The following is a 12,979-nucleotide window of genomic DNA, read 5'->3' as shown; positions in this document are numbered from 1 at the left end:
CCCTCGCGGCGTGCGGTCGTCGTGACGTCGGTGGTCATCCGCGCATGCTCGCTCTCCGGAACCCGATCGCCATGGGGACCGCACACAACGCGCCGATGCCGACCGACCAGAGCAGCATCTCGGTCATCGGTGCCAGCACCGGCCCGCCGAGGGCGAGTCCTCGCATCGTGTCGACCGCGCAGCTGACCGGCTGGTGTTCGACCACCGGCTGGAGCCAGCGCGGGTACTGGTCCAGGGGAACGAAGCCGGTGCTGAAGAACATCAAACTGCCCCAGACGATCTCGGTGGCCTCGACGACGAGCGTGTTCGCCGAGTACAACGCCAGCGTGATGACGATCGCCGAGAACGCCAACCCGAACGCGACCGGGGTGACGACCCAGATCACCGACTGCACGATCGATTGCGTGAAGCGGAACCCGAGCACCACTGCGGCACAGAGAATGATCACCGTCGTGACGACGATCCGTACCGCATCGGCGAGCAGCCGGGCCAGCAGACCCGACGCCCGGTGTATGGGGACCACCCACAACCGCGACAGCAGGCCGTTCGAACGTTCACGCATCAACCCGATGCCGCCGATCATCGATCCGGACATCGCCCCCACCATCGCGATCAACGGGACGCTGCCGTAGAGCGCGCTGTGCCCCGTGGCCTCCGAAATACCCTTCCCCAGCACGGTGTTCAGCGTCACCAGCAGTGCCACGGGCATGATCAGGGATTCGAGCACGGTGGCCGGGTCGCGGCTCCACCGCCGCAGAACGCGGGTGGTGAGGATCCAGCTGTGCTGGAGGAGTCGCCGGGGAGAGCTCTCCCAGGAGTCCCGGCGAGCCGGCGGGCCCGGTTGTCGCGGTGTGGCGGCACCCACGTCGCTCACGGCGGTGACGGACATCATCGCCGCCTGGCCGCGACGAGCGCATGCAGCGGCAGCAGGACCACGCTCAGGCCCACCACCCAGGCCAGAGCAGGTCCGACGACCGACCACGTCACGGCGCCGGCCGCCGGTGTGCTGTCTCCCGCCAACGCCCGTAGCGCGTAGACGAACTGGGATATCGGTTGGTTGCGAACGAACGCCTGAATCCACTCAGGGAAGCGTTCGACCGGTTGGAGGCCGACCGACACCTGCCCGAAGACGATGATGGGCAGCAGCATCAGAGGCATGGTGGCCTCGGGGTTCTCCGTTGCGGCGCCGATCAGATCGCCGAGGAGGGACAGCATCGCGCCGATGAGCAGCACGAGCAGACAGAAGCCGATGGTGGCGCCAACGCTGCCGTAGAACCGGAACCCGATGACGTGACCGCAGACCAGTGAAACGGCCAGCGCCATACCGCAGCGGTACATGCTTGCCGACATCCGGGACCCGAGGGGGATGAGGCGGTTGATCGGCATGGATTTGAACCGCCGGTTGATGCCTTGGACCGCATCGGTCGCCGACCGGAAAGCGGCCGACAGCGCGGCGAACGCGATCGCGTTCAGCGCGATGAGAGGCATCAGGTACTGCGCGTAGCTGCTGATGCCCTGGGTGAAAGCGCCCATGAACTGTTTGAGCGGAAGGTAGAACCCGACCGTGAACATGACCGACGCCGCAAGCAGGGTGAGCACCTCACCATTGCGGAGCGTCGGTGTGATCATGCGTACGGTCAGCACCCACCACTGCTGAACGCCGGACGTCGCCGGCCGGACCGCCGTCGTGTCGATCACGAGATCACCTGTGCCCCATTGCGGTCGACGTCGCGTTCCGTGTCATCGGCCGTCAGCGCGAGAAACACTTCGTCGAGTGACGGGCGTCGCAGCGCGATGTCGTGGAGCTCGATGTTCTCGGCGTCGAGATGGGACAGGACCTGGACGAGGGTTTTCGGCCCGTCCGGCGCGGGCATCGCGATGCGGTCGGCAGTAGGTGTCAGTGCCACCCGATTCTCCTCCGGCAAGAGCGACGCCAGCGCGTCCGCCACCATCGGCAGGTCCTTCACGTGCCGGGGCACGATCTCGCAGTAGGTGGTTCCCGCGCGCTCCTTGAGTTCGTCGGCGGTTCCTTCCGCGATGATCGTGCCGTGGTCGATCACGATGATGCGATCGCTCAGCGCGTCGGCTTCCTCGAGGTACTGGGTGGTCAGCAGCGTGCCGATCCCCGCTTCCTTGAAGTCGGACACCAGCGCCCAGATCGTCTGGCGGCTACGCGGATCCAGTCCGGTCGTCGGTTCGTCGAGGAACACCACCTCCGGGAGGACCACCAGGCCGCACGCGATGTCGATCCGCCGACGCATCCCGCCGGAGTACGTGCCGACGCACCGGTCGGCCGCATCCACCAGGTCGAACCGGTCGAGGAGCTCCGCCGCTCGCGCTCGCGCGGCCGACTTCCGCATGCCCTGCAGGCGTCCGAACATCACGAGGTTCTCGCGGGCGGTCAGCAGGTCGTCCAGCGCGACGTGTTGACCGGTGAGCATGATCGACTGCCGCACGCCCGCAGGATCCGAAACGACGTCGTGGCCGGCCACTTCCGCGTGGCCGGCGTCGGGCCGGGTCAGGGTGGACAGGATGTCCACCATCGTCGTCTTGCCCGCTCCGTTGGGCCCGAGCAGGCCGATGACCTCGCCTCGCGCCACCTCGAAACTGATGTCACGCAGCGCAGCAACAGGTCCGAACGACTTCCGTATGCCGCTGACGATGACCGCCTTGTCGGTGCCGCCCATTCGTTTACTCCTCCGCCGATGTCAGTCGGTCGATGACAGATCGACCAGGATCAGGTCGTCACCGGCCACTTCGGATTCGTCCTCCGCGAGCACTTCCCTGGCCACTTCGGTCAGTGCCGTCGGATACCTCGCGACAAGTGACTTCGCGAGCGCCGGGTCGACCCGCCGCTCATCGACCCACCAGTCGATGTGCAGTGCACGGCCCGAGCGGTACACGCGAACCTCGAAGGCGTGGCCGAGCCCTGATGCGGTAGCGCGCGCGGGCATCGTCGTGTCGGGGTCGAACTGGAACGGTTCGTCACCGGACGACGGGGGCGGGTCGGGAATCACCCCGAGGTGCGAGAGGAAGACATCGGGTGGTGCGGTCGCGCCGAGCAGTCGCGCGGTCGGCGCGTAGGCGTACCGCAACAGGCCGTAGCCGATCCCGAAGTGCGGTACGGACTTCAGGGTGTCGTGCACGGTGGACAACAGCTGTCCCGCGGTGGCGTCTCGACGGGTAGCGCACGTCAGCGCGACGGGATAGAGGGTGGTGAACCATCCGACCGTCCGCCGGAGGTCGACCTCCGGCTTCAGCACCGAGCGGCCGGGACCGGCGAGGTCGACGGCGAGCACTCCCTCGCCGACCGTGTTCGCGACCGTCCGACTCAACGCTGCCAGCAACAGCTCGTCGAGCGACACCTTGTGCGTGCGCCGCGCATCGTCGATCTCCATCGTCTCGGACACGCTCAGCGCCGAGGACAACCGCGTCAGGTCGCCGGACTCCGGTTGTCGCTGCCGGGCGCCTGCGACACGCAGGGTCGCCGTCGCCGCCGTCTCGAGCCAGAAGCCGCGGCTCCCGACGACCGCCGGATGTGTAGCGAGGCCGGCACAGCGCTGGGACCACTCACGCCACGTCGTCGTGACCGGTTGCAGCGCGACCTCTTCCCCCGCGAGCCGCTGGGCGAACGCCGTGAAGATGTCGGTGAGCAGGATGTCCCGGGAGGCGTTGTCCGCCACCACCCCGTGCACGCTGATCGCCAGGTGAGACGGTCCCGTGGAGTCGCCACGGACGTAGACGGCGGTCAGCGGGGCCCCGCAGGTGCCGGTGCCGCCGCGCGTCTGCTCGTCGAGGATGCTCAGCACCGCCTCTCGCTCCTGCGGGCTTCCGGCCGGGATGCCGTCGGGCAGCGACCGCACCGGCAGTTCGCCGAAGTCCTGGGGGTCGCCGAAGTGCTGCTCCCACGTCCCGGCCCGTTTTTCGATCCGCAGCCGCAACGCGTCGTGGTGATTGGTCAGGGCGGTGAGCACAGCCTGGGCGTGCTCGACCCCCACATCGGGGCGCAGCCGCAGGATGATCGGGATCCGCCACCGCTCGGCATCGCGCAGGCCGTGCTCGAGGAAGTGCGCGATGTTCGGCGGCACAGGCGGATTCACCGCGTCCTCCGGTGATTGCCGCGCGAGACCTCCTGCGGCGAGCCGGGCGGACAGCACGGTGGCCAGAGCAGAGACGGTCTGGTTCTCGTACAGGTCCTGCGGGGTGAGATCGAGGCCCTCGTTGGCGGCCGTCATCGCGACACTGATGGCGATCAACGAGTCACCGCCGAGCTCGAAGAAGTTGGCGGTGCGGTCGATACCACCGACTCCGAGGCACTGCGACCAGATGCGCTGCAGCGTGGTCTCCATCTGCGATGTGCCGTTCATCGGCGCGTGTGCACCGTTGCGCTTCCCGCCGGCCGGTGCCACCGCCGCGCCGTTGGTGGCGCCGGCGCCCTCCTGCCACGGGGCGGTCGCCCGGTGGTCCACCCAGTGCCGTTGCCGCTCGAAGGGATAGCCGGGGACCGACACCAGCCGGGGACGGCGACCCGCCCTCCGCGGAGTCCAGTCGACGTCGATCCCCGCTGACCAGAGTTGTCCGAGCCCGAGGAGGAACGCATCGTGGTCACTTCGGTTCTGGGCTTGATGGCGCATGAGGCGTACTGCGCGGTGCCCGTCGGACCATCGGGGATGACGCATCGCCGACGAGGTCAGGTTGCCGCCGGGCCCCACCTCGACCAGGACGCGCCCCGGGTCGGCGAGCAGTACGTCGAGTTCGTCGGAGAATCGCACGGTGCCGCGGATCTGACGCGCCCATGTCGCAGGATTGGTCGCCTCGCCGGCGGACATCCAGGTGCCGGTGAGGTTCGAGAGCACAGGCAGCTCGGGTTCACGGAGCGCCAGACGGGACAGGAAGGCCGTGAACTCCGGGAGGACCGAATCCATCAGGCGGGAGTGGAACGCATGGGACGTGCGCACCCGGCGGGCCACGATTCCGTGCTCGGCCAGCCGGGACTGGAACCGTTCGATGGCCTCGGCCGCCCCGGCGACCACGCAATTGCCCGGGTCGTTGACGGCGGCGAGATCGACGTCGGTCGAGAGGTGCTCGGCGAGGGCGTCCGGGCTCAGCGCCACCGCCACCATCACGCCGCGCGGCGACGCATGCATGAGGCGTGCGCGCATCGACACCGCTCGGGCGGCTGTGGGCAGGTCGAAGACTCCGGCGATGGTGGCCGCCACGTATTCGCCGATGCTGTGTCCGGCGACCGCCGCCGGACGGACCCCATAGGATTCGGTCAGTCTCGCCAACGCGTACTCCACGGAGAACAGGGCCGGCTGTGCGCGGTCGGTGCGCTCGAGGCTCCGTCCGCTTCCCCGGAACACCTCCGCATGGAGGTCGAGGCCCGACTCTTCGGCGAAAGCCGCGGCGCACTGGTCGAAATGCGCGGCGAACGCCGGCTCGGATTCGTAGAGGCCGGACGCCATCCCGATGTGCTGGGCGCCCTGTCCGGGAAAGGCGAACACCACGCGGTGCGCGGGGGATTCGTCGGTCGGCACCGACTGGCCGGTGAACACGCTCTCGTCGTCGGCGGTCAGCACGGATGCCGCGTGGTCGCGGTCTCGGACTACCGCGACCATCCGGATCGGCTCTTGCCTGCGAGTCGACAGCGTGTAGGCGACGTCGGCCACGTCGACCTCGTCCGCTTCGCTCAACGCCGCGGCCACCGCAGATCGCGACTCCTGCAGGGACTCGGCGGAACGGGCGGACAGCATCAGCACCTGAGGACCGGGATCGATGTCGGACGCCGCGATCGCGGGCGCCTCCTCGAGGACGACATGGCAGTTGGTGCCGCCGACGCCGAACGAACTGACCCCCGCCCGCCGAGGGCCGTCCCACTCCCACGGCCCGTACTCGTTGCGTACGACGAAGGGACCCTGCTCGAGGTGGAGTTCGGGGTTCGGCCCGGAGAAGTGGAGTGTCGCGGGCAGAGCGCGATGCTCGAGGCAGAGGATCGCCTTGATGAGGCCGGCGATGCCTGACGCCGCTTCCAGGTGCCCGATGTTCGATTTGACCGACCCCACGAAGCAGGGGCCGGTGCGGGGTGTCGAGGACAGGCCGAACGCCTGTCGTAGGCCTTCGATCTCGATCGGGTCGCCCAGCGGTGTCCCGGTCCCGTGGGTCTCGATGTAGCTCACGGTCGACGCGTCGACGTCCGCGACCGCATGCGCCTCCGCGATGGCCTCGGCCTGACCGGCGGCGTTCGGCGCCGCATAGTTCATCTTCGTCGCGCCGTCGTTGTTGATGGCCGACCCCCGGATCACGGCGTGGATGCGATCCCCGTCGTCGACGGCGGCCTGCAACGGCTTGAGGACGACCACCCCGACGCCGCTTCCGAAGATGGTGCCGTCGGACCTGACGTCGAAGGGCCGACAGTGCCCGGTCGCCGACACCATGGATCCCGGTTCGTGCCAGTAGCCGACGTGATGTGGCACCCGGATCGACGCGCCGCCCGCCAGCGCCATGTCGCATTCGCCGGCCAGGATGCTCTGGCAGGCCAGATGGACCGCGACGAGAGACGACGAACACGCGGTCTGGACCGAGAGAGCCGGACCGCGGAGGTTCAACTGGTGCGCCACCCGGGTGGCCAGGTGATCCTTGTCGTTCTGCAGTGACAGGCTCACCATGTCGAAGGTGGCGCCCTGACCGATGATGACCTTTGGGTCGTGATGGGACATGAGGTTGTGGAGGAGATACCCACTGGCGGAACTCGTTCCGTACACCCCGACCGACCCGTCGATCCGCAGTGGGTCGTAGCCGGCGTCTTCGAGGGCGTGCCAGGCCGACTGCAGGAACAGCCGGTGCTGCGGGTCCATCATCCGGGCCGCCTGCGGCGTGAATCCGAAGAAGTCGGCGTCGAACTCGTCGATGCCGCTGAGTAGGGCCGCCCGCCGCACATACGAATGGTTGGCGAGCGCTTCCTCCCCCACACCGGCGGCGAGGAGTTCCTCCTCCGAGAGGGTGACGATGGATTCCTCACCACGCCGCAGGTTGCGCCAGAACGCGGACACGGTGTCAGCTCCGGGGAATCTTCCCGCCACGCCGACAATCGCAATAGCGTTGTCGGGCAACGCGTCCGGTTCCTGGGAGACATCGAAGGTGCGGGTCACAGCCGTTGTCCTACCTTCCGCCGCGTCGCGGCTCGTTGGCGCGCTGCGGCGCGTTGCTGTACCCGATCGCGAACCGCGTGATGGGGTGTGTTGTGGTCCTGATCGGCCAGACCGAGCTGCCGGATGAGCTCGACCGACAGGTCCCGAGGGGACGCGCCCTGCAGGAGGAGCGCCACCGGCGGCTCGACGCCGAAGTCCCCGCGTACCGTGTTCCTGATCCGGACCGCCATCAGCGAATCCATCCCCAGTTCGGTGAGCGGCTGATCGATGTCGACCAACGATTCGTTCGGGAAGCCCATGATCGCCGCGATCCGGCGGCGCAGCCGCGTGATGAGGATGCGGTCGACCTCGGCGGCGTCGAGGTCGCGTAGCGCCTCGGGACCACCCCAGTCCTCGTCATCGCTCAGCGCCTCGAGTTCTCCGACGAGCTCTGCGAAGTAGCCGAGCCGGCTGATCTCCGGGAACGCCGCCGCGGCCCGATCGAGGCGAAGCCGGGCGACACCGACCTGGGTCATGTCCGCTGCGAGCACCGCGTCGAGGGCCTCGACGCCTTCGGCGGGCGTGATGGGATCGAGCACGCTGAGCGTCAGCGAACGTGCGACTCCGACGTCGGACCACTGACCCCAGTTGACCGTGGTGGCGGGAAGGCCCGATGCCCTTCGCCACGCGACGAGAGCGTCGAGCCAGGCGTTGGCGCACGCGTACGCGGCCTGACCGGGTGAGCCGAGCAGCGACGCCACCGAGGAGAAACCGACCCACCAGTCGAGCTGTCGATCCGCGGTGGCCTCGTGCAGACGCAGCGCCCCGGTCGCCTTGGGCGCCCAGACCCGTTCCAGCGCCTGCCTGCTGAGCCCGGTCACGAGCTGGTCGTCGATCACCGCTGCGGCGTGAATGACTCCCTTCAGCGGTCGACCGGTCGCTTCTGCGCTCCGCACGAGTCGCCGAGCCACCTCGGGCGCGGCGATATCGCCGAGCTCGACCGCGATCTCGGCGCGGCTCTGGAGTTCGGCGAGCGTGTCCTGCATCGCCGCCGACGGCTCGGATCGCCCGTTGAGGACGACACGCCCGGCACCTTTGTCGACGAGCCAGCGGGCAACCACCATGCCGACTCCCCCGAGACCTCCGGTGACGATGTACGAGCCGTCGCGGCGGACCACCGGCTCTCGCTGCCCTGCGTCGAGCCCCGCACGGGAGAGTCGTTCGGCGAAGCGGCGACCTGCGCGCCAGGCGATCACGTCGTCGCCGGGCGGCGACTCGAGTTCGGCCGAAAGCGTCTGGGTGAGCGCTGCGGTCTCCGAGGTGTCGAGGTCGACCAGAGTGGTGCGCAGGTCCGGGTGTTCGTAGGCGAGGACTCTGATGAGGCCCCGCAGCGACCCGGCGACGGGGTCGCCGGATTGCGTACCGTTGACCGCGAGGCCGTTGCTGGTCACCAGCCACAGCCGCGGTGACCTGCCGTGCCAGCCCCCCACGATCGCTCGGGCGATCGCCGAGATGCGCCAGATCATCTCGCGGGCACGGTCCGATGCGCCGTCGCGATCGGTCCCGTCGAACGGGTGGGATCCGATGAACGCGATGACCCCTGCGGGCGGCGCATCCGGGTCGGCGGCGGTGTCACCGAAGGCCTCGAGCACCGCCGACTCATCGGAGTGATCGGCAGCCAGCACCCGGCGGCTGGGCGAACCGAAGCGCAGGATGAACTGTTCGGCCGTCTCTTCGGTGTCCCCATCGGCCAGCACCAGCCAGCTGCCGGCAGCCGGCGCGGTGGCCGTGGTGGGCTGCGCCGGCGCCGGTGTCTCCGTCCACACCGTGTCGAACACCTTCTGCGCCAGGGGTAGCGGCACGGCACGGCGTTGGACGCGGCGCAGGTAGATTCCGGTGATCTCCGCGGTGGGCTCCCCGGCGTCGTCGGTCAGGACGACGCGACCCAGCGTGCCACTGCCGTCGTCGTCGGCCTTGATGATCTCGGCGACGCACCTCGCGCGCCGGCCCGTGTCCCCGAACAGTCTCATCCCCTCGATGCTCACCGGCAGATAGGTGACGTCCGTTGTGTCCGTGTTGGATCCGGACGGCATCGCGGCGGCGAGGGTTTGCAGCGCCGCGTCGAGCATGACCGGGTGGATCCGGTAGCCCCGGTGCGGTGCGGCTTCGTGGGGCAGGACGATCTCGCTCATCGCGGAGGCACCCGCGATCCGGACGATCCGGTTGAGCGCGGCGAACGACTGACCGTGATGAGCACCCGTGCGTCTCAGCGCGGCATAGAAGTCGGCGGGCGCGAGCACCTCGTCGCCGGGCGAGTTCGTCCGCTCGACTCGGATCGCCTGCTGCGGTTCTGCGGTGTGGACGTGTGCCACCGCGTGCCGCCGCCATGCGGCCCCGGTCCGGGAGAAGATCTCGACGCGAACGCCGTCGGGCGCGGTCGGGACCACTTCGGTGGTGATGCCGGTGGAGCTGCCCACCGGAAGCATCTCTTCGATCTCCAGGCGGCTGACGTCGACCTGCGTGGCGGGTCTGCCGAGGGCTTCGCCGCCTGCGGCGATCGCGATCTCGGCGAAGGCCGCCGCCGGCATGACGGGTTGTCCGTGCACCTTGTGGTCGCTCAGCCACGGCAGCACGTCGGTCCCGACGAGCGCCTGCCACACGTGCCCCTTGCTCGAGGGTGTCTCGACGTGCGTCCCGAGCAACGGGTGTGCGGCCGACGACTGTCCGCCTGCCGGTCGGGGTGCGATCCAGTACCGGGAGTGCTGCCACGGTGTCGGAGGCAGGTCGGCCAGCCGGCCTCTGCTGTCGGCACGCTGCGCCATGCCGTCCAACGGCGGCTGGATCGCGGCGAGATGCGTGTGAAAGGTCAGTGTCTCGTGGTTGTCACGGGTGACCGTCGCCGACACGTGGGCGTCGCCGCCCGGCCGCACCGTGGCGAGCGCCTCGGTGATGGCATGGGTGAGAAGTGGGTGCGGGCTGACCTCGATGAACGTGGCGTGGTCGGCACCCGCGGCGGCTACCGCCTGGCTGAACCGGACCGGATGACGCAGGTTGGACGCCCAGTAGTCGGCATCGAAGACCGGGGGGCCGCCTGCGCTGTGGCCCGTCGTGCTGATCAGGGGGATCTTGGGCGGCTTCGGGGTCAGATCCGCCAGCGCAGAGCGCAATTCGGGGAGAACGGGGTCGATCGTGGGGTGGTGGGAGGCGACATCGACCTCGATTCGCCGCGCCAGCCTGTTCTGCGCGTCCACCTCCTTGATCACGGCGTCGACCTGGTCAGGCGGACCGGCGATCACGGTCTGCCGAGGTGAGGCGTAGACCGCCAGGGTGACGTCGGGATGGTGGCGGATCACCGCTTTGACGCCGTCGGGGTCGAGTTCGAGCAGGGCCATGGCGCCCTGTCCGGAGAGTCGCGACATCAACCGGGAACGGGTCGCGATGACGCGCAGCCCGTCGGCGGGGCTGAGTGCCTCGGCCACCACCGCCGCGGTCACCTCTCCCATCGAATGTCCGATCACCGCGGCCGGTTGCACCCCGTAGGAGCGCCACAACGCCGTCAGCGCCAGTTGCAGGCCGACCAGCACCGGTTGGATGCGGTGAATCCCGACCACGGGATCGCCGCTGCCGAGCACCTCACGCAGCGAGAATCCGGTCTGCGCAACGAAAATGGGCTCGAGCTCGTCGACAGCCGCGGCGAACGCGGGCTCGTCTGCCAGCAGTTGTCGTCCCATGCCCGGCCACTGCGATCCCTGCCCCGAGTAGACGAAGACCGCGCCCGACGGGTGGAGGCGCTCGTGCGGACCCACCACTGCGGGCGCCGGAACGCTCGCGGCCACCGCCCGCAGTCCGGCCACTGCCTGCTCACGGTCACATGCGCACACCGTGGCGAACCGGGCATGGTGCGCACGGTGGTGGTCCAGGGTGTGCGCGACGTCGACGAGCGGCACGCGTTGGCCGCCGCCCTCCATCCAGTCGGCGAGTGTCGACGCCCACGACGCCACCCGCTCGGGTGTCTTGCCGGACACGACCAGAGTCGTCACCGACGCGTCCGGTTCCCGAGGGGTCGCAGGTGCCGGATCCGGGCCCTGCTCCAGCACCACGTGCGCGTTGGTGCCACCGAGGCCGAACGACGACACCGCCGCCCGCCGCGGACCGGCCTCGGTGGGCCACGGCGCCACCTCGGTGGGCACGAACAGTCGTGTCGGCGAGGCGTCGATGGCCGGATTCCACTGTGTGAAGTGAAGGTTGGGCGGGATCTGGGCCCGCTGTACCGCCAGGGCCGCCTTGATGAAGCCCGCGATACCGGCGGCGCCCTCCAGATGTCCCATGTTGCTCTTGACCGCGCCCAGTGCACACGGATCGCCGCCGCGCCCGTAGGTCGCAGCGAGCGCCTCGAACTCGATCGGGTCGCCCAGCGCGGTGCCCGTGCCGTGGGTCTCGACGAAATGCACTGAGCCCGGGGTTATCTCGGCGGATGCCAGCGCGCGGTTGATCACATCGCGCTGGGCCAGCGAGTTCGGCGCGGTGAGACCGTTCGAGCGGCCGTCCTGGTTGACCGCCGAGCCGCGCACCACCGCCAGAACCCGATCCCCGTCGCGGACGGCGTCGGTCAACCGTTTGAGCACCACGACGCCGGCACCTTCGCCGCGGACGAACCCGTCGGCGCCCGCATCGAACGAGTGACACCGGCCGCGCGGCGACAACATCCCCCACTTCGCCAGTGCCAGCTGTGTTTCAGGCCGCAGGATGACGTTGACCCCACCGGCCAGCGCGAGGTCGCTCTCCCGCAGCCGCAGACTCTGACAGGCCAGATGCACCGCGACCAACGACGACGAACACGCCGTGTCGACAGCCACCGCCGGGCCCTGAAGCCCCAGCGAGTAGGCGACCCGCCCCACCGTGACACTGTGCGCGTTGCCCGTCGCGGAATAGGCGTCGATGCTGTCCGGGTCGGCCGCCGAGCCCACCTGGTACTCCGAGTAGTACACGCCCATCATCACTCCGGTGCGGGTGCCGCCGAGGCTGTTCGGCGCCACACCGGCGTGCTCGAGCGCCTCCCAGGCCACTTCCAGGAGCAGGCGCTGTTGCGGGTCCATCGCCTCGGCCTCCCGCGGGGAGATACCGAAGAAGTCCGCGTCGAAGCCCGCCACATCGGGCAGGAATCCGCCCCACTTCGACGGCATCCGGCCGGGCGCCAGCGGGTCCTCGTCGTAGAACGCATCGGCGTCCCACCGATCGGCCGGTACCTCACCGATGGCGTCGACACCCGAGGAGAGAGCGGACCAGTAACCCTCGGGGCCGATCGCGCCACCCGGAAATCGGCATCCGATCCCGACCACCGCCATGGGTTCTGCCATGGCGATGCGCGAGGCCTTGTCGAACTGATCATCCAGCGCAGCGCGCTGCGTACCGGTCATACCCGAAATCCGGTCGAAGGTGGTTCTCATCAGATCCCGCTCTCACTCCTGGCTGAAGCCGCCTCGACGCTGTCGAACAACGCATCGAGCACACTGCTCGCGGATTCGCATGCGACATCGAGGCTGCTGTCGTCGGACATGTCTTCTGTGTCGAGGATTTCGGCGAGGTATCCCGTCAGCGCCGCGATGGTCGGGTGGTTCCACAGCATCGTCGCCGACAACTCGACACCGACGAACTGACGCGCCTCTTTGAGCAGGCCCATCGCCATCATCGAGTCCAGACCCAGTTCGGGGAAGGACCGTTCGCGGTCCACCGCCGACGGTGGCATCCGCAGTTCTCGCGCGAGGATGTCGGTCAATCCGTCGGCGAGCTGTGCGCGGAGCTCGTTCCCGGACAGCTCGGACCACGCGGGTGCGGTTGCGGCGCTCCGGGTC

The 12,979-nt window shown here is 69.0% G+C and carries 6 protein-coding genes; all 6 read right to left on the bottom strand.

From position 1 onward, the window contains the following. Positions 1 to 34 precede the first annotated feature (34 nt). Genes G6N30_RS07445 through G6N30_RS27485 form a run of 6 tightly spaced genes read right to left on the bottom strand, consistent with a single transcriptional unit; the run spans position 35 to position 12,873 of the window. On the bottom strand, positions 35 to 889 hold the full coding sequence (locus tag G6N30_RS07445) for an ABC transporter permease (RefSeq protein ID WP_134051512.1): 855 nt from the start codon (positions 887 to 889) through the stop codon (positions 35 to 37). Next, complete coding sequence (locus G6N30_RS07440) at positions 889 to 1,698, bottom strand: ABC transporter permease (RefSeq protein WP_134051511.1); 810 nt, start codon at positions 1,696 to 1,698, stop codon at positions 889 to 891. The genes G6N30_RS07445 and G6N30_RS07440 overlap by 1 nt, the downstream gene beginning before the upstream one ends. Next, entirely contained in the window at positions 1,695 to 2,687 is a 993-nt protein-coding gene (locus tag G6N30_RS07435; protein ID WP_134051510.1) for an efflux ABC transporter ATPase subunit, DrrA-related, read from the bottom strand. Before G6N30_RS07435 ends, G6N30_RS07440 begins: the two co-directional genes overlap by 4 nt. Positions 2,688 to 2,708: 21 nt before the next feature. Further along, positions 2,709 to 7,148, bottom strand: a complete 4,440-nt coding sequence (locus G6N30_RS07430) for a type I polyketide synthase (RefSeq protein WP_134051509.1) — start codon at positions 7,146 to 7,148, stop codon at positions 2,709 to 2,711. Beyond that, the gene (locus G6N30_RS07425; RefSeq protein WP_234880062.1) at positions 7,145 to 12,574 is read right to left on the bottom strand and encodes a type I polyketide synthase; all 5,430 of its coding nucleotides are present in this window, start codon (positions 12,572 to 12,574) and stop codon (positions 7,145 to 7,147) included. Before G6N30_RS07425 ends, G6N30_RS07430 begins: the two co-directional genes overlap by 4 nt. Next, positions 12,574 to 12,873, bottom strand: coding sequence for an acyl carrier protein (locus tag G6N30_RS27485; RefSeq protein WP_456093973.1), 300 nt, complete (start codon positions 12,871 to 12,873; stop codon positions 12,574 to 12,576). The genes G6N30_RS07425 and G6N30_RS27485 overlap by 1 nt, the downstream gene beginning before the upstream one ends. Between the last annotated feature and the right edge of the window lie 106 nt (positions 12,874 to 12,979).

Source organism: Mycolicibacterium litorale, assembly GCF_010731695.1.
In the GTDB taxonomy this organism is placed as follows: domain Bacteria; phylum Actinomycetota; class Actinomycetes; order Mycobacteriales; family Mycobacteriaceae; genus Mycobacterium; species Mycobacterium litorale.
The sequence above is the reverse complement of the archived record's forward strand: the minus strand, read 5'-3'. Positions and strand labels throughout refer to the sequence as shown.

Bases quoted from the DNA above. Each gene is read 5' to 3' on its own strand.
- G6N30_RS27485 (WP_456093973.1), bottom strand. From the start codon at position 12,873: ATGCCACCGTCGGCGGTGGACCGCGAACGGTCCTTCCCCGAACTGGGT.
- G6N30_RS07435 (WP_134051510.1), bottom strand. From the start codon at position 2,687: ATGGGCGGCACCGACAAGGCGGTCATCGTCAGCGGCATACGGAAGTCG.
- G6N30_RS07445 (WP_134051512.1), bottom strand. From the start codon at position 889: ATGTCCGTCACCGCCGTGAGCGACGTGGGTGCCGCCACACCGCGACAA.
- G6N30_RS07425 (WP_234880062.1), bottom strand. From the start codon at position 12,574: ATGAGAACCACCTTCGACCGGATTTCGGGTATGACCGGTACGCAGCGC.